The organism is Amycolatopsis sp. NPDC050768 (assembly GCF_040654155.1).
In the GTDB taxonomy this organism is placed as follows: Bacteria; Actinomycetota; Actinomycetes; order Mycobacteriales; family Pseudonocardiaceae; genus Amycolatopsis.
The window spans coordinates 50,284-75,232 of record NZ_JBFAHL010000022.1 but is presented as its reverse complement, the minus strand read 5'-3'; the positions used below and the strand labels follow the sequence as shown (position 1 = coordinate 75,232).

At 70.9% G+C, this 24,949-nt stretch carries 20 protein-coding genes; 6 read left to right on the top strand and 14 right to left on the bottom strand.

The window, feature by feature from the left end; genetic code table 11:
* Positions 1-64: 64 nt before the first annotated feature.
* Positions 65-2,764: a helix-turn-helix transcriptional regulator gene (locus tag AB0H62_RS42880; RefSeq protein WP_220240411.1), complete on the top strand. Its 2,700-nt coding sequence runs from the start codon at positions 65-67 to the stop codon at positions 2,762-2,764.
* Here the strand turns inward: AB0H62_RS42880 and AB0H62_RS42875 are convergent.
* Genes AB0H62_RS42875 through AB0H62_RS42865 form a run of 3 tightly spaced genes read right to left on the bottom strand, consistent with a single transcriptional unit; the run spans position 2,755 to position 4,336 of the window.
* On the bottom strand, positions 2,755-3,015 hold the full coding sequence (locus AB0H62_RS42875; protein WP_220240412.1) for a DUF6510 family protein: 261 nt from the start codon (positions 3,013-3,015) through the stop codon (positions 2,755-2,757). The genes AB0H62_RS42880 and AB0H62_RS42875 overlap by 10 nt on opposite strands.
* On the bottom strand, positions 3,012-3,764 hold the full coding sequence (locus tag AB0H62_RS42870) for a ferredoxin reductase (RefSeq protein WP_360592117.1): 753 nt from the start codon (positions 3,762-3,764) through the stop codon (positions 3,012-3,014). Before AB0H62_RS42870 ends, AB0H62_RS42875 begins: the two co-directional genes overlap by 4 nt.
* The gene (locus AB0H62_RS42865; protein ID WP_220240414.1) at positions 3,734-4,336 is read right to left on the bottom strand and encodes a sulfite oxidase-like oxidoreductase; all 603 of its coding nucleotides are present in this window, start codon (positions 4,334-4,336) and stop codon (positions 3,734-3,736) included. The genes AB0H62_RS42870 and AB0H62_RS42865 overlap by 31 nt, the downstream gene beginning before the upstream one ends.
* Positions 4,337-4,543: 207 nt before the next feature.
* Between AB0H62_RS42865 and AB0H62_RS42860 the strand changes: the two genes are divergently transcribed.
* The gene (locus AB0H62_RS42860) at positions 4,544-4,810 is read left to right on the top strand and encodes a hypothetical protein (RefSeq protein ID WP_360592116.1); all 267 of its coding nucleotides are present in this window, start codon (positions 4,544-4,546) and stop codon (positions 4,808-4,810) included.
* Positions 4,811-4,910: 100 nt separating this feature from the next.
* Here AB0H62_RS42860 and AB0H62_RS42855 read toward each other — a convergent pair whose 3' ends face one another.
* The 3 genes from AB0H62_RS42855 to AB0H62_RS42845 form a co-directional block, all read right to left on the bottom strand.
* Positions 4,911-5,978 (bottom strand): hypothetical protein, encoded by a 1,068-nt coding sequence (locus tag AB0H62_RS42855; protein ID WP_360592115.1) that lies wholly within the window; start codon positions 5,976-5,978, stop codon positions 4,911-4,913.
* The gene (locus AB0H62_RS42850; RefSeq protein WP_360592114.1) at positions 5,978-9,190 is read right to left on the bottom strand and encodes a hypothetical protein; all 3,213 of its coding nucleotides are present in this window, start codon (positions 9,188-9,190) and stop codon (positions 5,978-5,980) included. The genes AB0H62_RS42855 and AB0H62_RS42850 overlap by 1 nt, the downstream gene beginning before the upstream one ends.
* Positions 9,191-9,512: 322 nt before the next feature.
* Positions 9,513-9,854 carry a hypothetical protein gene (locus tag AB0H62_RS42845; RefSeq protein ID WP_360592113.1) on the bottom strand — a complete coding sequence of 114 codons (342 nt, stop codon included), beginning with the start codon at positions 9,852-9,854 and terminating at the stop codon, positions 9,513-9,515.
* A gap of 141 nt (positions 9,855-9,995) precedes the next feature.
* On the opposite strand from AB0H62_RS42845, the gene AB0H62_RS42840 reads away from it, so the two are divergent.
* Entirely contained in the window at positions 9,996-11,018 is a 1,023-nt protein-coding gene (locus AB0H62_RS42840; RefSeq protein ID WP_220240423.1) for an LLM class flavin-dependent oxidoreductase, read from the top strand.
* Between the two features lie 48 nt (positions 11,019-11,066).
* Here AB0H62_RS42840 and AB0H62_RS42835 read toward each other — a convergent pair whose 3' ends face one another.
* From AB0H62_RS42835 to AB0H62_RS42800, 8 genes are all read right to left on the bottom strand, one after another.
* Positions 11,067-12,815, bottom strand: coding sequence for an amidohydrolase (locus tag AB0H62_RS42835; RefSeq protein ID WP_360592112.1), 1,749 nt, complete (start codon positions 12,813-12,815; stop codon positions 11,067-11,069).
* 349 nt (positions 12,816-13,164) lie between these two features.
* Positions 13,165-16,284, bottom strand: coding sequence for an amidohydrolase family protein (locus AB0H62_RS42830; RefSeq protein WP_360592111.1), 3,120 nt, complete (start codon positions 16,282-16,284; stop codon positions 13,165-13,167).
* Between the two features lie 170 nt (positions 16,285-16,454).
* Complete coding sequence (locus AB0H62_RS42825; RefSeq protein WP_360592110.1) at positions 16,455-17,387, bottom strand: TIGR03619 family F420-dependent LLM class oxidoreductase; 933 nt, start codon at positions 17,385-17,387, stop codon at positions 16,455-16,457.
* Positions 17,388-17,475: 88 nt separating this feature from the next.
* A complete protein-coding gene (locus tag AB0H62_RS42820; protein WP_360592109.1) occupies positions 17,476-18,099 on the bottom strand; it encodes a TetR family transcriptional regulator in 624 nt (207 codons plus the stop codon).
* A 314-nt stretch (positions 18,100-18,413) separates the two neighbouring features.
* A complete protein-coding gene (locus tag AB0H62_RS42815) occupies positions 18,414-18,947 on the bottom strand; it encodes a hypothetical protein (protein ID WP_360592108.1) in 534 nt (177 codons plus the stop codon).
* Between the two features lie 113 nt (positions 18,948-19,060).
* On the bottom strand, positions 19,061-19,882 hold the full coding sequence (locus tag AB0H62_RS42810) for a nuclear transport factor 2 family protein (RefSeq protein ID WP_360592107.1): 822 nt from the start codon (positions 19,880-19,882) through the stop codon (positions 19,061-19,063).
* Between the two features lie 137 nt (positions 19,883-20,019).
* On the bottom strand, positions 20,020-20,427 hold the full coding sequence (locus tag AB0H62_RS42805) for a YkvA family protein (protein ID WP_220240429.1): 408 nt from the start codon (positions 20,425-20,427) through the stop codon (positions 20,020-20,022).
* Positions 20,428-20,490: 63 nt separating this feature from the next.
* Positions 20,491-21,918, bottom strand: a complete 1,428-nt coding sequence (locus AB0H62_RS42800) for a helix-turn-helix domain-containing protein (RefSeq protein ID WP_360592106.1) — start codon at positions 21,916-21,918, stop codon at positions 20,491-20,493.
* A 196-nt stretch (positions 21,919-22,114) separates the two neighbouring features.
* On the opposite strand from AB0H62_RS42800, the gene AB0H62_RS42795 reads away from it, so the two are divergent.
* From AB0H62_RS42795 to AB0H62_RS42785, 3 genes are read left to right on the top strand one after another with little or no spacing between them, the layout of a single operon-like run.
* Positions 22,115-23,140, top strand: a complete 1,026-nt coding sequence (locus AB0H62_RS42795) for an amidohydrolase family protein (RefSeq protein ID WP_220240431.1) — start codon at positions 22,115-22,117, stop codon at positions 23,138-23,140.
* Positions 23,140-23,892 (top strand): iron-sulfur cluster assembly protein, encoded by a 753-nt coding sequence (locus AB0H62_RS42790; RefSeq protein ID WP_360592105.1) that lies wholly within the window; start codon positions 23,140-23,142, stop codon positions 23,890-23,892. Before AB0H62_RS42795 ends, AB0H62_RS42790 begins: the two co-directional genes overlap by 1 nt.
* The gene (locus AB0H62_RS42785) at positions 23,889-24,914 is read left to right on the top strand and encodes an NAD(P)-dependent alcohol dehydrogenase (protein WP_220240433.1); all 1,026 of its coding nucleotides are present in this window, start codon (positions 23,889-23,891) and stop codon (positions 24,912-24,914) included. Before AB0H62_RS42790 ends, AB0H62_RS42785 begins: the two co-directional genes overlap by 4 nt.
* The last annotated feature ends 35 nt before the right edge of the window (positions 24,915-24,949 follow it).

Below are 24,949 nucleotides of genomic sequence, written 5' to 3'. Positions count from 1 at the left end.
CCTGCGGGCGCCCGCTGGTCGCCGTGGCCGGAAGGGAAGAGCGAGCACACGGGCAGGTGGGTGAGTGCTGGACCGGCGCGCGGAACGCGAGACCCTCGACCGGCTGCTGGACTCCGTCCGCGCCGGTAAGAGCCAGGTGCTCGTGCTGCGCGGCGAGGCGGGCGTCGGCAAGACCGTGCTGCTCGACCACCTGGCCCGCCAGGCCGCCGGGCTCCGCGTCGCCCGCGCCGGGGGCGTCCAGTCCGAAATGGAGCTTGCGTTCGCCGGCCTGCACCAGCTGTGCGCGCCGATGCTCGACGGCGCCGAAGCCCTGCCGGATCCACAGCGGGTGGCGCTGCGCACCGCGTTCGGCCTGAGCCCGGGCCCCGCGCCCGACCGGTTCCTCGTCGGCCTGGCCGTGCTGGGTCTGCTGGCCGAGGAGGCGCGAAACCGGCCGTTGCTGTGCGTGATCGACGACGCCCAGTGGCTGGACAGCGCTTCCGCGCAAGCCCTCGCCTTCGTCGCGCGCCGGCTGGTCGCCGAGTCGGTCGCGCTGGTGTTCGCGGTGCGGGAGCCGGCCGCGGCCACGGAACTGACGGGCGTCGCGCAGCTTGTGGTCGAGGGTTTGCCCGACGCGGCGGCCCACGACCTGCTCGACTCCGTGCTGCGCCTGCCCGCCGACGACCGCGTGCGCGACCGGATCGTCGCCGAGACCCGCGGCAACCCGCTGGCGCTGGTGGAGCTCTCGCGCGGGCTGAGCCCGAAGGAGCTGGCCGAGGGATTCTCCCTGGCCGGTGCGACCACGATCCCGCGTCGCATCGAGCAGCGTTACCAGGCGCGGCTGGCCCAGCTCGACTCCGACACCACGCGCTTGCTGCTGATCGCCGCACTGGAACCGCAGGGCGACCCGGTGACGCTGTGGCGTGCGGCCGGGCTGCTCGACATCGGCGCCGAAGCAGCGGAACCCGCGCTGGCGGCCGGGTTGATCGAGATCGGCACCCACGTGCGCTTCCACCACCCGCTGGTGCGCTCGGCGATCTACCAGGCCGCGGCACCGAGCGAGCGGCGCCGGGCGCACTGGGCGCTCGCGCAGGTCACCGACCCCGAGACCGACCAGGACCGCCGCGCCTGGCACGCGGCGCAGGCCGCCGAAGCACCCGCGGAAGAGGCCGCCGAAGAGCTCGGCCGGGCGGCATGCCGGGCGCAGGCCCGGGGCGGCATGGCGGCCGCCGCGGCGATGCTGGAGCGCGCGGCGGAGCTGACGGCGGACCCCAAGACCCGGGCGAAGCGCACCCTGGAGGCGGCCCACGTCACGCACGTCGCGGGCGCGCCGGAGGAAGCGCTGCGGCTCTTGTCGATCGCCGAGGCCGGCCCGCTCGACCGGCTCGAGAAGGCCGAGGCCGACCTGCTGCGCGGCCGGATCTCGATGACCGTCAACCGCGGCCGCGAGGCGCCGCCGCTGCTGTTCGCCGCGGCCCGGCAGCTCGAGGAGCTGGACGTGCGGCTGGCCCGCGAGACCTACCTCGACGCGCTGCTGGCTGGGATGTTCGCGGGCGTGACCGACGCCGAACTGCGTGAGGTCGCCGAGGCCGCGCGCGCCGCACCGCGGTCGCCGCAGCCTCCGGGCCCGGCCGACCTGCTGCTCGACGGCCTGGCGATCCGGTTCACCGACGGTTTCGCGCCCTCGCTGCCGATGCTGCGGCGGGCGCTGAGCGCGTTTCGCACTCCCGATCTGTCGCTGAAGGAACTGCACTGGCTGTGGCTCGCCCACATCATGGCCGGGAACATGTGGGACGAGCAGACGCTCGACACCGCGCGGCACCTGCAGCTCGCGCGCGACAAGGGCGCGCTCAACACCCTGCCGCTCGCGCTCGCGTCGCACATCGGCGCCCACGTCTACGCGGGTGACCTGGTCACCGCGGCGCACCTGCGCGACGAGCTCGCCGAGGTGTCGCGGGCGACCGGGATTCCGGCGGCGACGTACGGGACGCTGCTGCTGGCCGCGTGGCGTGGGCGCGAGGACGAGGCACGCGCCGTGATCGCGCGCACCGAAGCGGAGGCAGTGCGGCGCGGGGAAGGGTTCGGGCTGCTGATCGTCGGGTCGGCCCGTGCGGTGCTGTGCAACAGTCTCGGCCACTACGCGGAAGCGCTGGCGTCGAGCGAAGACGCGCGGCAGCGGCCGCCGGTGATGGGTGTGGAGCCGTGGCTCGCGCTGGTGGAGCTGATCGAAGCCGCCACCCGGCTCGGCAAGACCGCGGCGGCCGAGGACGCGTTCGCCCGGCTCGTGGAGACCACGCGCGCCAGCGGCACCGACTGGGCGCTGGGCGTCGAAGCCCGCTCACGCGCGTTGCTGGCCACCGGCGAAGACGCCGAGAGCGCTTACCGCGAGGCCGTGGAACGCCTGTCGCGCACCCGCATCCGGGGCGAGTGCGCGCGGGCGCGACTCCTGTACGGGGAGTGGCTGCGCCGCCGGCGCCGTCGGGCCGACGCGCGGGAACAGCTGCGCGCCGCCCACGACATGTTCACCGAGATGGGCATGGAGGCGTTCGCCGAACGCGCGGGCCGCGAGCTGCGGGCGACCGGCGGCACGGCGCGCAAGCGTTCCGTCGAGACCGGCACGGAGCTCACCGCGCAGGAGGCCCAGATCGTGCGGATGGTGCGCGAGGGACTGTCGAACGCGGAGATCGGCGCGCGGCTGTTCCTCAGCCCGCGCACGGTGGAATGGCACCTGGGGCGGATCTACGACAAGCTCAACGTCACGTCCCGGCGCCAGCTTCAGAGCTGAGTGGGCTCCTCCAGTGCCGCGAAGCCCGACACGTCCACGCAGTTGATACCGCGCTTCTCCACGATGACCATCAGGATCGCGTCGCAATGCCCGCAGCGGGCCACCACACCCGGCGCGTCGCGGTAGACCCGCAGCTGCGCCAGGACTTCCGTGGCGCCGCACGACGCGCAGGTTCCGCTCGCCGTGGTCATCTCGCCGCCGAACACCGCGTTGAGAGTGCCGGCGATGGCGTTGCCGTCGAACATCGTCATGGTGTCCCCGTTCCGCCGAAGCGTTCGGTCCGGATCCGCTCGGGCCGGTGACCGAGGTCGACGAGCGTGTTCGCCACCGTCTCGACGAACCCGGTCGGCCCGCACACGTAGACCACGGGCTCCTCGGTGGGCGGCAGGCCGGCCCGAGTGAGGAAGTCCCGGTCGATCCGCCCGTGCTCGCCCGGCCGGGTGCCCGAGTTTTCGCGAGTGAGTGTGACGCGGATGTCGATCCCGCCGCGTCCCCCGATCCGGGTGAACTCGTCGGCGTAGATCAGGGTCTCCCGCGACCGCGCCGAATACAGCAGCCGCATCGGCACCGTGCTGCCCGCCGCGGCGTGGTGGCGCAGCATCGAACGGAACGGCACCACGCCGGAGCCGCCCGCGACGAGCAGCACCGGACTGCCGCACGTGGACTCCCACACGAAGTGCCCGCCGACGGGGCCGCGTAGCTCCACCTCGTCGCCGACGCGCAGCTCGTCGACGAGATAGGGCGAGACCTCGCCGTCGTCGAGCCGCTCGACCGTGAGCACCACGTGGGGGTCCTCCGGCGCCGAGGCGATCGAGTAGCTGCGCTCGGCCCGGTAGCCGTCCTCGGCGGTCAGGCGCACGTCGACGTGCTGGCCCGCGCGGTGGCCCGGCCAGTCCGGCAGGGCGAACGCGATGCTGCGGGTGTTCGGCGTCTCCGCGACGAGGCCGGTCACCGCGGCCTGCTGCCAGTTCAGTCGCCGGCGTAGCGCTGTTCCCGCCATGGGTCTCCGTAATTGTGGTATCCGTAGCGCTCCCAGAAGCCGGGTACGTCCTGCTCGCGCAGGTCGAGGCCCCGCACCCACTTGGCGCTCTTCCAGAAGTAGAGGTGGGGCACGAGCAACCGCACCGGGCCGCCGTGTTCGGGTTCGAGCGGGGCGCCGCCGAACTCGTGGACCAGCCAGGCCTTGCCCCCGGTGAGGTCGGCCAGCGGCAGGTTTGTGGTGTAGCCGCCTTCACTGAAGGCGACCGCGTAACCGGCCCGGGTTTCCACACTGTCGAGCATCGTGTCGAGCGAGACGCCGGTCCACGTCGTGTCGAGCTTCGACCACTTGGTGACGCAGTGGATGTCCACGGTGATCGACTCGGCGGGCAGCGCGCGCAGCGCGTCCCAGGTCCAGGTGACGGGCCGCTTCGCGGCGTCGCGGACGGTGAACGTCCAGTCGTCGGCGACCACCTTCGGAGTCGGCCCCGCGGAGAGCACCGGGAACCCCGGCGTCACGTACTGCCCGGGCGGCACTCGCCCCGGGTCGACCTCCTCGCGGCGCTTGCCGCGGAAGTTGCGGGTGAAGGCCATCAGGCGCACCTCCCGTGTCCGGCTGCTCGGAGTTCCATGCAGCGCAGCGTTTCTCCCCGGCCCCGTGCTTCGCGTCGGGGAACCCCCGGGTGGACCCACCGGGGCGGTCGGGACTGGGGTCCAAGGCCCGGGCTCACCCCGATGCGACGGGCCGCGGTGCCAGGGCACCCTGGCGGGCAAGGGGAGCAGTCGGGGAGGAGTGAAGGGGTGACCGGCACGATCGGCTCCCGGGCCGGCCTGCGGGTGGTGGTCACGGGGGTGCTCGAGGTCCGCGCCGCGCAAGACGGGCGGCTCGACCTGGCCGTCGTCCTGGACGGTTCGGGGGACTGCGTCGCCCTCGAATTCCCGTCGGACCCCACGGCGCTGACCCGGGCCAGCATCCTGCGCCCGGTGACCGCTTCGGGCTGGCTGCGCCAGGCCGGCAAGCGCTGGATCCTGCACGTGGAGTGGTTGCGCCCGGCGCAGTGCGGTTAATCCCTCGGTGGGAGCGGAACGCGACATCTCACCGGCTGCTGAACCACACGATTCGTAAGCCGTCTCCCGGCTGGAACGATCTTGCGGGCGTTCACGCGCTTCAACGGAAAGTGTCGCTGAGGCGGTACGCGAGCGAGATCGCGGAGGGCCAGCCGACGGACACGAACGCGCCGAGAACCGATCGAACGGCGCTCAGCAGGTCGTCGTCGGCCATGACGGCGGAGCTGAACTCCGTGAAGTAGCGTTGGACCAAAGAGATCGTCTCGTCCGCCGCCAAGGTGTCGTAGGTGTATTCATCGCCGTTTCCGACGGCGGCGGCAACCACGTGGAACACACGTGCGGGAGAGTCGGGCGCGAGGTGTGCCGACGTCTCGACGACGACATGGGTAAGGGCCGGATACTTGAACTGCGCCAGCTTCTGAAGGACGACCAGCGCCTCCTCGGTGAATCCGGGGTCGGGCGGCGACGGAGGTTCGTCACCTGGCGCGTATGCGCCCGACGCGGAGTAGAGGGTGTGGGCCGCGGTGTCGGCCAGCCGGAAGACTTCAGCCTGGTCCTTGCCGGACTCTCGCAGCGTGGTCAGCCTGCTGACAGCGACATCCAGCAGCTCGAACGCTCTCCGCCGCTCGTCGCCCGGGCGGCGGAGCCAGCCGCGAAGCTGGACGACCGCGCGACGGGACGCTTCTGTTGCGGTGGGTTCGTCCATCCATTTCCGCGCCAGGAAGCTCGCCGCCGGTGTCTGATGGCGAAGTGCCAGGTACAAGACGAGCGACGTGATCGCGCCGAAAGCATCGACCAGGTCGGAGTCGCGGTCGGACTGGGCGAGCAGTGTGGCCCATGGCTCGCCTCCGGCGAGGGTCCTGACGACTTCGTCGACTGCCGCGGGTCGTTCGTCCCTGAACTGTCCCAGCTGCGTGAGCAGGACGGTGGCGACCTCGATCCGGTACTCGGCATGCAGAAGCTCCGTGACGAACGCGAGCCCGTCCGCCGCCAGCGAAGCCGCTACGCGAGCGGCGTGATACCGCACGACGTCGTCCTGATCGGAAAGCTTGGCTCGCAGCACGGATTCGATGCGGCCTGCGGAGTCCGAAGCGCGCCAGGCAGGTTCGTTCCACAACCGGCTGAGGACGTCAATGGCTGTGTACTCCGGGGTGTCGGACCAGGACATCACGAGCTGGGCTCCTCTTCAGGAGGCCGAGCAGCAGCGAGGACGAGGGGCATCAGCCAGCTCGCGAGGGCGGAGCCCGGCTCGGGTGGTGGCTGGAAGAGAGCGGCGACAGCCCGCAAGATCAGCGTTGCGCCCGATCCGCGGTAGTCCGGCTCGAACACTCCGACTGCCGAGCGGAGAGCAGTTTCGAGTGCTTCGCGTTGGGCGGTAGACGCGCTCGAGGGCAAGCCGTCGAGCTGATGGCGCAAGGCTTCGAGAGCTTTTCTCTGGTCGGCATCGAATTGATCGTCGCCCGCCGCGCCAAGGTATTCGTCCAAGGTCGTGGGTTCGTGGACCATGGTGACCTGGGCGGGCGCGGGAAGAGCCGGCACACCGGTTTCCTGGATTGCGCGCGCTCGGGCCGCCAGCGTCGGATCACGGACGCGATCGGGGTCGAGGCGGCCGACGACCTGGTCGAGAAGACGCTCCGCCCGCTCGGCCGAGGAGGTGCGGGCCAGCTCGGCCGCCGCCAGAATGGGCGCTTCGAGCCGCTCGTGGTCCGAACCGTGGAACAGCGGGCTGAGCGCGGTGATCAGGTCCGTCGCGGCCGCTCTGGTCTCGTGGTGCGCGATCAAGCCACCGGTGGCCAGGACCGGAAGGAATGCCCTGCCGACGGTCTGGGGCTGTGCGGCGGCTGCGTGGAGCAGCTGAGCCCAGGCTTGCGGGTGACGGAGTTGTGCCACCAGCTGCTCGACGACGGCGGTGAGCGCGGACCCGGTCGACGTGGTTTCGCGCAGCGCACCGGCGAAACGGGACGTCAGCTCAGCGGCGACGCCGTGTCCGGGACCGGGCTCCAGATCGAAATGGTGCCGGTCGACCCGCCCTGAAACCGAGCTCACACGCAGCGGGTAGCCGGTCATGGAGCCTGACCACTCCCCGTCGCGCAGTTGCGTTGCAGCGGCGAGCACCGCGACGGCCCGCCCGAGCCCCACTGCCGCGAGGAATGCGGGCCACCTCGAGCCGACGTGGTGTTTGACGAAATCGGCTTCCTGTCGGCGGGTGCTGGTCAACGGCAGGACCGGACTGCCGAATGCCGTGACGTCCTCGCGATCTTCCCGGACCCGGAGCACGGTCACGAGGATGTCCGTCGCGAGTTCGGGGTCCTGGACTGCGATCTCGCCGATCCTGTCCACATAGGACTCAAGGTAGCGTGGGTGCCACCGTTCGATGATGTCGGGCTCGAGCGTCCGCCGAACAACGGCCGAGTGTGCTGCGTCTATCGCGACAGCATGCGGGAGAAACGGAGTCACAGCCGTGGCCAGATCCGCTCGGTCGCTCGGTGAGGCGAGGACGGCCGCCATCAGGCGGCTCGCTGCGTCAGCCCAGATCGATGCGGCCGGCAGGTCTCCTGGGTTCTCGGGCAACAGCTTCTCGACCTTCCACAGCAGACGACGAAGCTGGTGTGCCAGCGTGAGATCGAATTGTGCCGCGAGCCGCTCGGCGAGCGTCGAGATCAGCGCGGCCCACACGTCGAGCCGGGGTTCGAGTTCCTCGTCCATGGCCTCGAGGATCCCGACGACCCAGCCGGTGAGGGCAGCCGTCACGTCCATGCTCGTCGAAGCGAGCCAGCGCAGGTCGTCCGCCGTCGTGGCGTTGACGACCAGTGTCCGCGCCGCGGCGATGCCGGCGAGACTGTCGCCGTGGGTTGCCAGTTCTGCCACGACCACGGCGAACTTGGACCGTGCCTCGTCGGCGTGCCACAGATCAGTCAGATGCAGGTCGACGCTCGGGCGCGCCACAATCACGAGGTTCGGGTCTTCGGCCAGGGCTTGGAGCAGCCGTGACTCGCCGTCGGAGGTGAGGACCAAGGCGGCGACGGAATAGTCGAACAGAATGTGATGGGAGTACGCAACGGGTGGCGATCCGGTTGCCAGCAGTCCTGCGGGCCGCTCCTGCAGAACTCCGGACTCGATCAGCTCGTCGCTCGCACCGACGAAGGCGTCCGGCACCTCCTGCCGCGCGGCCTGCAGCCGGCGGCTTCTGAGCATGACTTTGTCGAGCGTCTTCAGCACTCGCACCCTGGCGTCCGCGCCGGGTTGCGGCAGGACCCGTTGGCGCCAGTAACGCTGCAGAAGCTCCAGTTGGTCGCGCGTGTGGGCGAGGGCGGTTTCGCTGGTGCCGGATTGCAGGAGCTCACAGGCCAGCTTCAAGGTGAATGGCGTGCGGAGCAGATCCAGCAAGTGCCTGTCGGCACCTGCCACCAGCCGGTGGAGAGCCGGACTTGCGGCTGTTCCCGCGGTGAGCTCGTCGGTCGAGAGATCGCCCAGCACGAAATGCCGGACGCCGGCGAGGTCGCGGTCCTGGTTCTCCGCCCGGGCCGACACCGGGGTCCCGGCGAAGGCCTGTTGCCACGTCGTGCTGTAGCGCAGGTCGAATCGCCGCATCGTGGCAACGACCCGCCAGCGGGTCCCCGCCAGCTCCCGGACCAGGTCGGCCAGCCACTTCGGGGCGCCGTCGCGGGCGGCGTCGAGCCCATCTACGAGCACCGTTGCGCGGCCTTCGCCGGCCCAGCTCTTCAGCACGGCACTCAGCGGCTGGCCGAGCTCGCCGCCGGCACTGACGACTCGTGAGTCCGGGCCCAGCGCGTCCGCGAGCAGGATGACCACGTCTTCCCGCCGATCGGTCAGTGTCCGCGCGAGAACGCTGAGAGTTCCCGATTTTCCACAGCCGGGATCACCGGTGAGCACGAAATCGCCATCGGTCTCCTCGATCTCGCGGATCTCGTGGCGCGGGATCGTGATTTGCTGGTCAGCGGCGGGCAGCTTGGTGTTTTCCGCTAGGAGCCTGCGGTGGGCTTCGGTGACGGTACGCAGCAACTCGATGTCGTCGGTCGGCGGTGGCGCGAAGTACACATCGCCGCGGATATCGCGGGCTTGCACGAGTTGGCTTACGGGACCGGTCGCTGTATTGGTCACTGAGCCGGCTTCGGAGGTGGGGGCAGGCGGAGGGTCGTCAGGGGGTGCGTCGCGGTCGGCGAGGACCACGGCAACGGCCAGGACCACCGTTACCACGGTGAGGATCCCGATTGTCGCCCACGGGTGGAGCCGAAGGTGATCGAGCGGCCCGGGCCATTGCGGCGATGCACTCGCGGCATTGATCACGAGCCCGGTGCCCAGACCGACGAGTGCCACCAGCGCCGCGACGGTCGCAGCCACGAGCACGCGCTTTGCCATTGCTTCTCCTGACCTGCCCGGCCCGACGCGGACATCGTCACGCCCGTATCGTCACCCCCGGCTTCATGGTTACGTCACCGCATCCGGCAGGAGCAGTAGCCGATCACGGCAGCGAGTGATGGGTGCTTGATCACGCGGGCAGTGTCGGCCGGATTCCGGGTGGGACGATCGTCAGATTATGCCCGCGGTTGTCTTCGGACGCTGCGGCGCCGGGGCGTCCGGCAGTACGCGGGGGAAACCGCTCGAGACAGCCAGGTTGTGAGGGTCACTTCGGATGCCGCGGTGCCGGCGGCCCCGTGACCTGGCATGGCGAATCGCTGTGTCAGTTCAGGTGAAACCGTGCCCCACCTGGGCAAGGAGCGGTGAGCCGGCAGACCTCGGTGATCCGGGAGACACTCGTACGCGGCCGCTGAACGGCGCGGCCGGAAGGTGGATCGGCGGCGTCGAGGGCAACCGCCACCGCGTCGAGCGCGGCCTGCCAGTCGCCGTCGGACACGGCCGGGAACTCGACCCGCCGCAGCTCGGCCAGGTCCTCCTCGGCCGCGACCAGCTGCCGGTGGGGGTCGCCCAGGGCACGCGCCCGGCGTTGAGCCGTGAGCTTGTCGGCCCCGCGCTCGACCGCCCACTGGTACAGCGCGGAGAAGGTGGCACCCAGCGAGGCCACCAGCGCGGAGGAGAGCGGATCTACGACGACACCCCCAGTGTGCGTTCCGGGGTCAGTTTACCGGCCGGGGCGACCCGCGGCGAGGACGTGAGCCGCACCGCGCGCGGGAATCAACCGAGGCCCGCGTACGCTTCCACAGGCGTGAAGAACATTGGTTTCCTCTCGTTCGGCCACTGGTCGGACACCCCGCACTCCGAGACCCGGTCGGCGAAGGACTTCTTGCACCAGTCCATCGACCTGGCGGTGGCGGCCGAGGAGCTCGGCGTGGACGGCGCCTACTTCCGCGTGCACCACTTCGCGCGGCAGGCCGGCAGCCCGTTTCCGCTGCTCTCGGCCATCGGCGCCCGCACCTCGAAGATCGAGATCGGCACCGGCGTGATCGACATGCGCTACGAGAACCCGCTCTACATGGCGGAGGACGCCGGCGCGGCCGACCTCATCTCCAGCGGCAGGCTCCAGCTCGGCATCAGCCGGGGATCCCCCGAGCAGGTGATCGACGGCTGGCGTTACTTCGGCTTCGCCCCCGCCGACGGCGAGACCGACGCGGACATGGCCCGCCAGCACGCCGAGGTCTTCCTGAAGGTCATCGAGGGCGACGGCTTCGCGCAGCCGAACCCGCGCCCGATGTTCGCCAACCCGCCCGGCCTGCTGCGCGTCGAACCGCACTCGCCCGGCCTGCGCGAGCGCATCTGGTGGGGCTCCGGCTCCAACGCGACAGGCGTGTGGGCCGCGAAGCTCGGCATGAACCTGCAGAGCTCCACCCTCAAGGACGACGAGACGGGCGAACCCCTGCACGTCCAGCAGCGCAAGCAGATCGAGGCCTACCGCGAGGCGTGGAAGGAGGCCGGCCACGAGCGCGAACCGCGCGTGTCGGTCAGCCGCAGCATCTTCGCGCTCACCAACGACCTCGACCGCGCCTACTTCGGCCGCGACCGCAACTCGCAGGACCAGGTCGGCATGATCGACGAGAACACGCGCGCCATCTTCGGCCGCTCCTACGCGGCGGAGCCCGACGAGCTCGTGCGGCAACTCAAGGAGGACGAGGCCATCGAGGCCGCCGATACCCTGCTGCTGACGATCCCGAACCAGCTCGGGGTGGAGTACAACGCCCACGTGCTGGAGAGCATCCTGACGCACGTGGCGCCGGAACTCGGCTGGCGCTGAAGTTCTCCACCGAGGCCCGGCCGGTTGGCCGGGCCTCGGTCGTTGCGGTCAAGCCTCGTGCACCACGCGCCCGCCGACGACGGTCATCTGGACGGCGAGGTCCTTGATCGAGCCCGGGTCGGCGGTGAGCGGGTTGGCGTCGAGGACGACGAGGTCGGCGAGTTTGCCGGGGTCGAGGGTGCCGAGGGTGTGTTCGGCGAACTGCGTCTGCGCGCTGCCGAGGGTGTAGAGGTGCAGGGCCTCGCGGGCGGTGATGGCCTGTTCGGGGCCGAGGACGTCGCCCTTGAGGGTCTCGCGCGTGACCATCCAGCCGAGCGACCACAGGGGGCTGGGAGGGACCACGGGGGCGTCGGTGCCGCCGCCGGCGACGAGGCCGGCGTCGAGGATGTCGCGGATCGGCACGGCGCGGGAGCCGCGTTCGGCGCCCCACCACTTGACCTGGTTGGCGCCGAGCAGCACGGGGTGGTCCTGCACGCTCGCGAGCAGGCCCATCTTCCGCATGTGCGCGAGGTTCGGGCCGCTGGGCAGGAACAGGTGCATCAGCACCCAGCGCAGGTGCGTGAGCGACGTGTCGCGGTGCACGGTGGCGAGGACGTCGACGATGAAGTCCATCGCCGCGTCGCCGACCACGTGGGTCTGCACCTGGAACCCGTGCCGTGCGGCGCGGAGGTACATCTCGGTCAGCTCGTCCTTGCCGCCGGGCGGCAGGAGCTGGACGCCGTGGTAGTCCGGGCTGGTCTGCTCGCCGGGGACGAGCTGGTAGGGGTCGCGCAGGAAGCCGCCTTCGACGCCGCCGTCGGAGAGGTACTTGAGGCCGTCGAAGCGGAGCATGTCGTCGCCGGTGCGCGGCTTGAACGCCGCCACGGCCGCGTCGACGTCCGCGAGCGCCGCGATCCGCCAGAGCAGGTGCGCTCGCGTGGTCATCTCGCCGTCGTGCCACAGGCGCGTGTAGATCTCGATCTGCGACGGGTCCAGCCCCGGCTCGGTGACGCCGGTGATGCCCAGCGCGTTGTGCTCGGCCATCTGATCGCGCAGCTGCTGCCGCTGCTGGTCGGCCGACGGCGGGGCCGGCAGGAACGGCGTGACGAGTGAGCGCGCGCGTTCCAGCAGCACTCCGGTGGGTTCGCCGCTCGCGTCGCGGACGATGACGCCGCCCGTCGGGTCGGGGGTGTCGCGCGTGATGCCGGCGAGTTCCAGCGCGCGGCTGTTCACCGTGGCGACGTGGCCTCCGCGCGGGATGAACACCGGATTCTCGGGCGACACCGGGTCGAGCTCGGCCCGTGCGGGCAGCCGTCCTTCGGCGAGGAGGCTTTCGTGCCAGCCCGACCGCGCCTGCACCCACGCGCCGGACGTGCTCGCGGCGACCCGGGTGCCGATGGCCGCCACGACGTCGGCGATGCTGCGCGCTTCCAGCAGCGACACGTTCGGCCGGTCGAGCGCCGAGGTGAACTGGTGCAGGTGGCTGTCGATGAGCCCCGGCAAGACGGCGCGGCCCTTGAGGTCCACGGTGCGAGTGTGCCGCCCGCCCAGGCGCAGGATTTGGTTCGACGTCCCTGCCGCTTCGACGCGTCCGCCGCGGATCGCGATCGCCTGCGCGGTGCGCCCGTGCAGCGCCGCGGTGACGACGTGGCCATTGTGGAGGATCAGGTCGGCGCCGGCGCCGGCGCCGGCGCCCGGTTGGGCGGCGGCGTTCGCCGGTGTCCCGAGCATCATCGGCGTCACGGCGAGCCCGGCCGCAGCGGCGAACAACGTCCGCCTCGAGACCGCGGAGCTTTCCCGCGCTTCGGAACCGCACAACTGGCACATACTCCGACCCTTCGGACGAAAGACCCGTGGTACATCGCGTGCTTGTGGCGGCGGTGACCGTATCAACACATCGGGGTCGAGTAATAGATCTTCCCAACCGAAGATCCTTTTGCTACAGCGGCGTCAGCCTGTCCGGATCCGCCGGTTCAGGACAGGAGACACGAGTGGCCGGCCGGCCCGCCGTGCGGCCGGTGCCGAACCGCCGCTCGGACCGCGTGCCGGCCGGCGATGGGGGCCGGCGCAGCCGCGCGCACCTCGTCTACATCGGACTTGAGGTCGTCAAGGTGGCGGGTGGTGGGGCTCGTCGTGCTCGGGATCGCGGCGCTCGCCGGGTGGCGCCCTAGTGCCCGCTGCAGCACGACGTGCGGGCCGCGGCGACGTAATGCGGGTCGTGCCACCAGAAGGCGGCGTTGGCGGGGTGGTCGGGGATCGGGGCGAGCCGGGTGTTGACCACGGTCGTGGACGAGGGTGACGCCGAGGCGAAGGGCGCCAGCAGGTCGTCCACCGTGTGCACGCGACCGGCCACCAGGGTCTGCCGGACGTCGGCCGCAGCGGTGATGTCGGTCAGCGGGTCGGCGCCGAGGACGACGAGGTCGGCGTAGCAGCCGCGGGCGATGCGGCCCAGCGGCTCGCCCAGGACTTCGCCGGCGATGCTCGTGGTGGTGGTCAGCGCTTCGTAGGGGGTGAAGCCGTACTTGACCATCGCGCGCAGGTTCATGTGCGTGCTCACGGCGGTGTGGTCGATGGGGGAGTCGGTGCCGGTGACGACGCGGCCGCCGCCGCGCAGGATGGCGGCGGCCTGGGCGACCTGGCGCCGCAGGTTGTCCAGCAGCGCGGTCTGGTCGGCGGATTTCGCGGCGGTGACGGAGTTCTGCAGCGACGTGTACTCCCACGCCGGGTACAGCATGCGCACGCGGCGGTCGGTCACGAGGCTGGTGTCGTCGCGGAACAGGGCACTGGCGGCGAACAGCGTGGGCGTGCGCGCGGCGCCGCGGCGGACGAAGGGTTCCACCACGTCGTCGTAACCGGAGCCGAGCAGGGACACCGTGCGCGAGTAGCCCAGGCGGTTGGTGGCGCCCATGTGTTCCATGCCGTCGCCGCCGAAGGCGAGTGCCGGGTGGTGGTAGTGCGACGTCACGGGCAGCTGCCGTGCGTGGGCCCAGTCGATCACGCGCCGGTGCATCTCGGGGCTGAGCCGGACGTAGGCCTTCATCAGGTCGTAGTCGAGCTTCTCCGCCCGTTCGAGCTCGAGCTCCAGCTGGCGCTCGTCGAACGTCGGGCGCATGAAGTTGTAGTAGATGCGCGAACCGTCGATCGCCTCGCCGGTCGCGAAGTACCGCGGCCCGAGCCGAGCGCCGGACTGGATCGACTCGCGTTCCTCCACCATGTGGTACGCCGGGCTGCCGGGGGAGCGGGTGGTGGTGAAACCGAGCGAAAGCCACAGCCGGCCCTGGCGGTCGCCGTAGCCGTACCCCTGCATCTGGCGGTGGTTGTGCATGTCGATCATCCCGGGCACGACCACACCGTCGCGCGCGTCGACGACCGTGCCGTCGAGCCCGCTGCCCGCGCGTTCCACACTCGTGATCCGCCCACCGTCCACGACGATGTCCACCTCGGACCGCAGCGTGCGCGAGGTGCCGTCCCACATCCGCCCGGCCCGCACCACCACGCGCCCGCGGCTGCGGGCGTTGGTCCAGGTCAGGTTCGTGGGGACCGTGCTCGGCTTCCCGCCCGAAGCCGCGACCAGCCGCAGCCGGCCGTTGTTGAGGTACAGCAGCGTGCGCGAGTCGCCGCTCCAGCTCGGCGCGTCGGTGACCTCGTCGGTGATCTGCCGCGGTTTCCCGGCGAAGGTGCCGTCCGCGTGCACGTCCACCACCCACAGCACGCTGGCCACCACGAACGCCATCCGCCGCCCGTCCGGCGACCACACCGGCCCGTCGTCGCCGCGGGTCTGCAGCGATCGCTCCGGCATCGGGTCGACGTAACGGCCCTGGCCCGTCGCGACGTCCACCAGCAGGATCTTGCTGAGCCCCTCGCGGTAGCGCGCGGAGAACGGCTTCACCGCGGCCAGCGCGATCACCTTGCCGTCGGCCGACCACGTCGGGCGCCCGGGCTCGAACGTCGCGGTGAAGATCTGCCGCACCGCCCCCGTCGCGACGTCGACGGTGTGCAGCGCGCCGGTCTGGTCGAGGAACGCGATCTTCGTGCCGTCGGCCGACCAGGTGCCCGACACCGCGGCGAGGCCGGGCAGGTTCGTCAGCTGCCGGTCCTGCCCGGTTTTCAGGTCGCGGATCCAGAGGTCGAGCGTGCCGCCGCGATCGGTGGAGTACGCCAACCGAGTGCCGTCCGGTGACCACGCGGGGTCGCTCTTCCACCAGCCGTCGCCGGTCAACGCACGCGGCGGACGGCCGAGCTCCATCACCTGGATGTCGTTGAGCGCCCGGAAAGCCACGCTCCGGCCGTCGGGCGAGAGCACGGGGCTGCCGATGCCGAGCACCGGATTCGGCTTGGTGGAAGTGAAGTCACGCGGTCTGGCGTGTACCGGGCCCTTTGCGACCGTGACGGGAGCGGTGAACGGCACGTCCGTCGCAGCACCGCCGCTGAGTTTGCGGCGCCGCAGCGCACCGTCTGCGGTGTAGAGGTACTCGTCCGCGTTGAGCCACGAGACGCGGAACGGGAAGACGTCTTCGCCGGTGAACAGCGGTTTCCCGCCGCGCACCAGCTCCGCGGCGCCCACCGCGATCGGTGGCACCCCACCGGAGTACCGCGCGTAGACGAGGTCGCCGCCGTCTGGCGTCCACATCGGACTGTGCAGCACTGTGCCAGGTTCGGTGGCGAACGTGCTGCGGGCGCCGCCGGCGACCGGGACGACGTCGATCCTCGTCCCGGCCGCCACGAAGGCGAGCTTGCTGCCGTCCGGCGACCACGCCGGTTCGTACTCCTCGTCGGCGGTGTCCGTGACGAGCGTGGCCTGGCCCGACGCGACGTCCAGCACGTGGATGCCGTAGCTGCCCGGCGCGTCGGACGAGTAGGCGATTTTCTTGCCGTCCGGCGAAAAAACGGGCTCCCGGTGGTCGAACGGCCCGCTCGTGAGACGGCGCAGGCCGGTGCCGTCGGCCCGGATCGTCCACAGGTCGAAGCTGCCTTCGCGGTAGGACTGGAACACCAGCGCGGAGCTGTCCGGCGACCACGTCGGCATCGCGATGTCGAACAGGTCGCCGGTGAGGCGCTTGGCCTGCCCGCCCCGCGCCGGCACGAGCCACAGGACGCCGAGCAGGTCGAGGGCGACTTGGCGGCCGTCCGGGGAGACCTGCGCCGCGACGTTCGTGCCCTGGCGCACCGCGAGCGGCTGACCCGCGCGGGGCTCGGCCACCGCGAGCCCGACGCCGGCCGGGCCGAGGCCCACGGCCCCGACCGCACCCGCCACGCCCGTCAGGAATCCCCGCCTGTTGACCGTCACCGAGCCCCACCTCCACCTCGACGCAAGATCGAACCGGACCCTAGTCCCGAAGTTGCGCCGTGAGTGAACACTCGACCACGGAACGACACGAACAGAGCAGTCGTCTTGCCCGGACGTCCCCGGTCACCGGGGCGTCGGGGGCATCCGGGCGACGCCGAAAGACCCGGTGATCAGATCCCGGCCGCGCCGAACGCCGCGTGGAACTCGGCGAGCAGGTCGCTGTACTCCTCGATGTCGCGTGAGATGTTCGGCAGCGTCAGCACCGACTCCTCCACTCCCGCGCCACCCAGTTCGGCGAGGTCGCCGAGGATCTGCTCGATGCTGCCCTGGTACGGCGGGCGATCTGCTGTGTCCACACGCACGAACTCGCCGCCCAGCGCGATGATCGCGATGCAGCGGATCGCCTGCGGGTCCCGGCCGTGCTCCTCGGCCTGCTTGCGCAGGTCGGTCAGCGTCGAGGCGACCTGGGCGGGCGGCACCATGACCGGAAGCCAGCCGTCGGCGCGGCGGGCGATGCGCTCGAGCGGCTTGCCCGACCAGCCGCCGAGGAACACAGGGATCCGCTCGGCGGGTTTGGGGCCGGTTTCGGCCGGCCACAACGTGTAGCGCTCGTTCTCGAACGACGCCGGGTCCGGGCCCCAGACCGCGTCGGCCACGTCGAGGAACTCCTCCAGGGCGGCGCCGCGCTCTTTCATGGGCCGGGGTGCGGTGGCGGCGAACTCGTCCACGGACCAGCCGGTGCCGAGGCCCGCGATCACCCGGCCGCCGCTGATCGCGCCGATCGCGGCCAGCGAGTTCGCCAGCCGGTAGGGCATGTGCAGCGGCGGCAGGAGCACCGAGGCGCCGATCCGGACCCGCGAGGTGACGGTCGCGGCCATCGTCATCGCCACCAGCGGGTCGAGCACCTTGCGGTAGACGTCGGGCCAGGCGCCGTCGCCGTACTCGGTGAGCCGGTGGATCCCCGTCTGGTCCTGCGGGTAGAGCACCCGTTCGGCCACCCACACGCTGTCGTAGCCGATCTCCTCGGCCTCGCGGGCGCCGCGGACCAGGTCGGTGCGGGGGTCGAACTTCCAGTTCTGGGGCAGCGTTACGCCGAGCTTCATCCAGGTCTCCTAGCTGAACGTCAATCATTGACTGTTAATCAATGGTCAGCGTACGCCGAAACTGGTTGAGCGCGAAACCATGTGCGGGCTACAGGTGGGCGAGTGCCTTAGTCACGTCGAGGGCGGGATCCAGCTCGTGCGCGCCGCGCAGGGCGCCGGCGAGCAGCGCGCAGAACGCCTCCACCAGTGCGTCGAGCCCGAACGGCCGGTCGGCACGCAGCCAGTCGGCCGTCAGCCGTTCGGCGCCGTCGGCGAACGAACGCAGCGCCGCGGCCACGGCGGGGCGGTCCGGGTCGAGGCCGAGCAGTCCGGCGAGCACCCGCAGGTTCCGGTCGCGGAGGCCGGCGAACGCCGGGTCCCGGCCGGCGGCGAGGACCAGGTTCAACGCCATGTCGGGGTGCGCGGCGAGGAAGGTGACGAACCCGCGGAAGCGTGCCCGGATCCGATCGGGCACCGTCGTCGGTTGCTCGGCTTCCTCCGCTTCGCGCAGCTGCTCGTAGACCCCAGCCACGGCGGCGACGTACGCGCCTTGCTTGCCCTGGAAGTGGTGCGACACCAGCCCGTGCGCCACGCCGGCGGCGCGCGCGATGTCGCCCACGGTCACCTCGGCGTAGGGCCGCCTCGAGAACTCGGCCAACGCGGCTTCGAGCAGCTTCTGCCGGGTCTGCTCGGCGGCGGCCTGGCGCGCGGTCGGCGGCTTCTCGGGGGTCACGGACCGTCACGGTACTGCAGGTCGCGGCCCGCGTCGTTCGTGGTCACCGTGAGCGCGGTGGAAACGCGATTCTTCTTCGCAGAAAGAATCGCGAAGAATGGGTCAGGATTCTGCGACGTGGAAACCGCTCACGCACATGCCCGCGGTGGCGAGTCCGCTCACGACTTGACCGAGAATCCTGCGAAGGCGAAACATTGTCATTTCCTCCCTGTCGATTCCGGTGGGCTCTCAGGAATCGAAGGTAACAGGAAAAGGGGGAGCCGCCAGGCTGAAAACGATCTTGCATGCTTTCGTGCCCGCGGTGCCGGTTCCGCTCACGCTCCGTCGTGGGCAAGGGCTTTCCCGGGCGCAGTGCGCCGGACCCGGCCCCACGGCCTGAACACCGTCAGCAGATAGGCGAACAGGAGCAGGCTCGGCGCCACGACCATCGGGGGCAGCAGATCGACCGGCTGTGCGGGGCCGCCGGCCATCAGCGCGCGGGCGTAGTCGGCGGCCGCGTCGATCCCCGGCCGCAGCGAGAACAGGATGAGCACCGCCATCAGCAGGTTCACCGCCAGTTTCGCGGCAACCCACCAGTACCGCACCAGGCCGTACCTCGAGCCCAGTCCGAGCACGGCGCCGGTGCCGAACGTGAGCACGCTGGCCGTGAACATCGGCCACACCGCGAAGAACCGCAGCGCACCCAACGAGGTCGCTTTCACGGTGAGGTCGTCGGTCAGCAGGGCCGTGCCCGCGAGGAAGTCCAGCGCGAGATCGAGGCCGAACCACGCCGCCGCGGCCACGATGTGCCCGACGAGGAACGCCCTTCGCGCGCGGGCACTCAGCCGCCACTCCTGTCCGGTCCCCATGCCGTCTCCCCCTTCGATGGCCCTCTGTGTCCATCGTCGGGGGAAGGTGGGTGCGCGTCGTCCGTCGAGCTGCGGTACTTCGGCGTACTACTGCGCGCGTACGCGGGTGGTGGTCACGCGGCCGGCGCCTCGATGTCGTCGTACACGCGGACCGCGCTCAGCAGCCCGTCGGGGCCTCGGTCGAAGACGCACACCCCGGCCTGCGGTGGCACGTCGTGCAGGCCCCAGGCGACGCAGTTGTACTCGAGGACGCAGCGCACGCCGTCATCGGTGACCACGCACGGTTCCAGGTGGACACCGCCGGCGGCGAACGTCTTCGTGAAGAACTCGCGCAGCTCGCCGGGGCCGGTGTGCTGCGTGTGCGTGCCGATGGGCTCGCGCAGGTAGCCGATGGGGGCGAAGGTGCCGACGATCGCGTCGGCGTCGCCGGCCGCCAGCGCCGCGAGGTAGTGCCCGACGACATCGCCGAGCGGGGTGTCGGCGGACGCGAGGATCGGCGGCCGCAGGTGCCGGCGCCCGTCGACCGGCCACTGGCTGCAGTAGGTGCGGAAGACCACGGACCGTTCGGTCGCCGACTCGGCGACCACCGCCACCGGCCAGGCCACCTCCTGCCCGTCGCCGCCGAGCCACGCCAGCAGCTCGACCACAGCCCGCCCGCCGACGCGCGTGGTCGCGATCGTCTCCGCGCGGGCGTGCTGCTCGCCCAGCCAGACCTGGTTCACGTGGACGAAGTGCCTCAGCTCCTTGCGGCTGCGGATCTCCCCGGCCCGGGGGTCGAACACCGCGACCTCGCCGGGCCAGACCGTCTCGAGCGTGCGCGCGTCGCCGTCGTTCAGCGCCGCGAAGAACTGCCCGACGGGATCCGCGTGCCCCTCGACGCGAGTCTGCTTGCGCGCCAGCTCGGCCGCATTGACGAAGTCCGGGAACCACGGCATCTCGACCCACGCTCCTTCTCCCGAGCGGACACCCGGACCCCACCCTGCCGTGTCGGGCGCCGCGGCGACAGTCCCGACGGGCTGACTTCACCCGGTGTATAACGCCCTACACGGCACGGCGAGGGCTCTCGTCCGGGTCAGAGGCCGGTCAACCGCGTCAGACCGGCGAACCCATCTTCGGTGCCGGGCCAGTGGGCCCGGACGGCGTCGATCCCGGCGTGGCGCACGACGCTGCGCAGAACGAGGGTGACGACGATAGCGTCGTCCGCGTAGCCGAGCACCGGGATGAAGTCCGGGATCAGGTCGATCGGCAGCGCCAGGTAGACCAGCAGCAGACCGAGTCGCACCCGCACGCCGCGGGGGAGCTCCCGGTCGGCGGCCAGGCGGCGGATCAGCCGCAGGACGTCGGGAAGCAGGCGCAGCGCCTCGCGCAACAGGTCGCCGCGCGGGCGGGCCACGACGAGCACGGCCACGAGGGCGAGCCACAGCAGCAGCAGCCCGGCGGCGACCCCGAGCACCAGGTCCCACCAGAACGAGCCGGTCACCGGTTCGGGCCGGGGTCTTCGGAGCCGAGGTCAATCGTCACGGCCTGATGCTACGGAAGCCCTTCAGGACCGCAGTTGCCGGTTCTTGATCCCGTACTGCGCCATCTTCCGGTAGATCGTCGCGCGGCCCATGCCGAGCTCGGCCGCCGCGCGGACGACGGTGGCCCCGGGCTGGGCGAGACAGCGGACGATCTCGTCGCGTTCCATCGCCTGCAGGCGGCTGAGCCGGTGGCCCGTGGTGGTGAACACCTCCGGCGGCAGGTGGTGCGTGTCGACGGTGTCCGCGCGTGCGGCGGCCTCGGCGACGACGCGCCGGAGCTGCTTGGCGTTCTCGGGCCAGTCGTGGGTCGCCAGGGCGCGGGCGGCGGCGGGGGTGAAGGAGACGGCGCGGCCGCGGGCGCGGTGGGCGAAGTGGTGGGCCAGGGGGAGGATGTCGTCGGGCCGCAGCCGCAGGGGCGGGAGCTCGACGACGGTGTCCACGAAGGACAGCAGCGGCTGCGGGATGGCGGCGGAATCCGTTGCGGTCAGGACGAAACCGGTCGGGTGGCCGGTGAAGCGAGCGGCCAGCTCGCCGGCGGCCCAGGCGGGCAGGGCGTCGACGCCGGAGACGATCACGCACGTGTCGGCCTTTCCGACCTCCGGGGCCCACATCGCGAGCCACGCGTCCACGTCGTCGGGCGCGGGCGGTCGTGCGTTGAGCACGCGCTCGCGCGGGTGCAGCTCACGACGGGCCAGTGCGGCCAGCGCCGTCTTGCCGACGCCCGGCTCACCGACCACCGCGACGGTGCGGCCGCGGCCCATCGTGTCCATCGCCTCCAGCAGCGCGTGCTGCCACGCGGCCGAGAGCTCGGGCGGGTCGATGCGGTCGGCGTACACGCGGAAGACTTCGCCGCGCGGGGCGGGGCGCGGGCGGCGGCCCGAGGCACGCGCGAGCATCAGCGAGGAGGTGTGCCCGGCGGCCGTCTGGGCGAGAGCGAGCAGCAGGCCCGACGACTGCTCGGACCACGTCGTGAGGTTCACGCTGCCCGCGAGCGCCCCCGTGATCGGGTCGAGTACCGGCACGGCGGCGCACGTGTAGCCGCGCAGGCTCGTGCAGTAGTGCTCACCCGCGCGGACCAGCGACGGCGTGCGGTCGGCGAGCGCCAGGGCGAGGCCGTTGGTCCCGGCGTTGCTCTCCGCGTAGGAGAACCCGGGCGCGAGGTGCACCCGATCCAGCGACCGGGTCATCCCCGGGTCGCCGCACAGCCGGCTGAGCACCAGGCCTTCGCTGTCGGTGAGCATCAGGCTGATGGGTTCGTCGGCCAGCGTCGCGTGCAAGCCGCGCAGCACCTCGTTGCCGCATTCGAACAGCAGCGAGCCCGTGTCGACCGTGGCCGTGAACACGGGTTTCACCTCGTCGTCGGGCACCCCGTAGCGCGCGCTGCGCCGCCAGGACGCCCGCAGCCTCGGCGTGGTGTCGCCGCGGGCCTCGAGCCCCTCACCGCGTGTCATGCCACCTCCCGGAAGACGCCACACTGCGTCTAGGCCGATCGTGCGTCCGGCTTGGGCAAGGCTAGAAGACCCAGGGTAGCCGCCGCCGCAGTCTCGTGTCTCAAATCGAGACAGCAAGGGCCACCTCCACCGGCAATGATCGCCCTAAGTTCCGGTCTTGACGTGCCGATGTGGTCACGAATGCGGAGGAAAGCCCATGTACAGCAAGGACGGCGAGAAGTACTTCATCCTCGACGCGCACGTCGCGCTCTGGGACGCGCGGCCGGAGAACCAGCGCAACATCCACGGCAAACAGTTTATCGACTGCTTCTACGACTACCACCGCAACCTCAGCCCCGAGTCCGAGGTGTGGTCGTACGAGGACTACCTCTACTACGGTGGCGAGCGGCTGATGAAGGACCTGTTCACCGACGGGTACGTGGACCACGCCATTTTCCAGCCCGCGGCGCTGCCCGCCTTCTACAACAACAACTTCGGGCAGACCGACGAGGCGTTCGCGCTGGCGCAGAAGCACCCCGACAAGCTCACCTACAACCACTGCTGGGACCCGCGCTACGGCGAGGACGGCCTCAAGCAGCTGCGTGAGGACGCCAAGCGCTTCAACCTCAAGGGCGCGAAGCTCTACACGGCCGAGTGGTTCGGTGACTCGCGCGGCTGGAAGCTCGACGATAAGTGGAGCTACAAGTACCTGGAGGCCGCGCAGGAGCTGGGGATCAAGAACATCCACATCCACAAGGGCCCGACCATCCGGCCCCTGGACCGCGACGCGTTCGACGTCGCCGACGTGGACAAGGTCGCCACCGACTTCACCGAGCTCAACTTCGTGATCGAGCACTGCGGCCTGCCGCGGCTCGAGGACTTCTGCTGGATCGCGACGCAGGAGCCGAACGTGCACGCCGGCCTCGCCGTCGCGATGCCGTTCATCCACACGCGACCGCGTTACTTCGCGCAGATCGTCGGCGAGCTGCTCTACTGGCTCGACGAGAATCGCATCCAGTTCTCCAGCGACTACGCGATCTGGACGCCGAAGTGGCTCGTCGAGAAGTTCGTGGACTTCCAGATCCCCGAGGACATGACGGAGTACGCGCCGCTCACCACGGAGATCAAGAAGAAGATCCTGGGCCTCAACGCCGCGGCCATGTACGACATCCCGGTGCCCGAGGAGCTGCAGGTGAAGAACCCGCCCGCGGACGCGAGGGCCGAAGCGGCGGCGGTTGCCTGATGCCCGATCTCGAACAGCTGGCGCGCAGTGCGCTCGACTCGGTGTACGACCCTGAGCTCGACGAACCCATCACCGATCTGGGGTTCGTGCGTTCCGTGGCCGCGACCGAGGACGAGCTCACCGTGCACTTGCGGCTGCCGACCTCGTTCTGCTCGCCCAACTTCGCGTACCTCATGGCTTCGGACGCGAAGGACGTGCTCACCGCCGTCGGGGGCGAGCGGCGCGTGGTCGTGCAGCTCGACGACCACCACGACTCCGACCTGATCAACCGCGGACTCGCCGCCGACGCCGGGTACCTCGGCACGTTCGGCTCCGAGGCCGAGAAGGACCTCGACGAGCTGCGGCTCACCTTCCGCCGCAAGGCCCACACCGCCGCCATGGAGCGAGCGCTGACGGGCCTGCTGCGCGCGGACAAGGAGTTGAAGGAAGAGGACCTGCACGACGTGAAGCTCGGCGACCTGCCGGCGGGCCGCACCACCGCTGCCCTGGTGCGGCGGCGGACGGCGCTCGGCCTGAGCGTCGAACCGGGTGAACCGGTGCTCGTCGACGAGCACGGCGAGCCTTACCCGCGCGAGGAAGTGCCGCTGCGGCTGCGGTTCGCCCGGTCGATCCGGATCTCGATCGACGGCAACGCGCATTTCTGCCGCGGTCTGCTTCGCACGCGTTACCCCGGGTCGGAGATCGACCAGACGACCCGGCCGCACGACCCGTCCGTTTCGGCTGTCGCCGGTGAGGAGGCACGAGCTTCGTGAAGGCTGTCCAGGTCGTCGGGTACGACGAGAAGCTGCGTATGACCGACGTTCCCGAACCCGAGGTGACCGGGCCGCACGATGTGCTCGTGCGCATCGGCGGGGCGGGTGTGTGCCGCACCGACCTCCACATCCTCGAGGGGCAGTGGGCGGAGAAGTCCGGCGTCACGCTGCCTTACACGATCGGGCACGAGAACGCGGGCTGGGTGCAGGCCGTGGGCTCCGCGGTCTCGAACGTGGCCGAGGGCGACAAGGTGATCGTGCACCCGCTGATCACGTGCGGGCTGTGCCCGGCGTGCCGGCGCGGCGACGACGTGCACTGCGAGAACAGCCAGTTCCCCGGCATCGACACCGCCGGCGGCTACGCGCAGGTGCTCAAGACGTCGGCTCGCAGCGTGGTCAAGCTCGACGACTCGCTGGAGCCCTCGGACGTCGCGGCGTTGGCCGACGCCGGCCTGACCGCGTACCACGCGGCGGCCAAGGCGTCGCGTCGCCTTCACCCGGGCGACAAGTGCGTGGTGATCGGCGCGGGCGGACTCGGGCACATCGGCATCCAGGTGCTCAAGGCGATGACCGCGGCCGAGCTGATCGTCGTCGACCGCAACGCCGACGCGGTGAAGCTGGCCGAGTCGATCGGCGCGGACCACGGCGTGGTCGCCGACGGCGGCCACGTGGCGGCCGTGCAGGACCTGACGGGCGGCCACGGCGCGGAGGTCGTGGTCGACTTCGTCGGCGAGGGCGGCGCGACGCGCGACGGCGTGGCGATGCTGCGCCGCGCGGGTGACTACCACGTGGTGGGCTACGGCGAGAACATCAACATCCCGACGATCGACGTGATCTCCACCGAGATCAACTTCATCGGGAACCTCGTCGGCTCCTACACCGACCTGTGCGAGCTGATGGTGCTGGCCGCGCAGGACAAGGTGAAGCTGCACACCACGAAGTACTCGCTCGACAACTTCCAGCAGGCCCTCGACGATCTCGACGGCGGCCGCATCCGCGGGCGGGCGATCCTGGTCCCGTGAGCGCGGCCGTCCACAGCGGACGCGCCCGCGTCGGC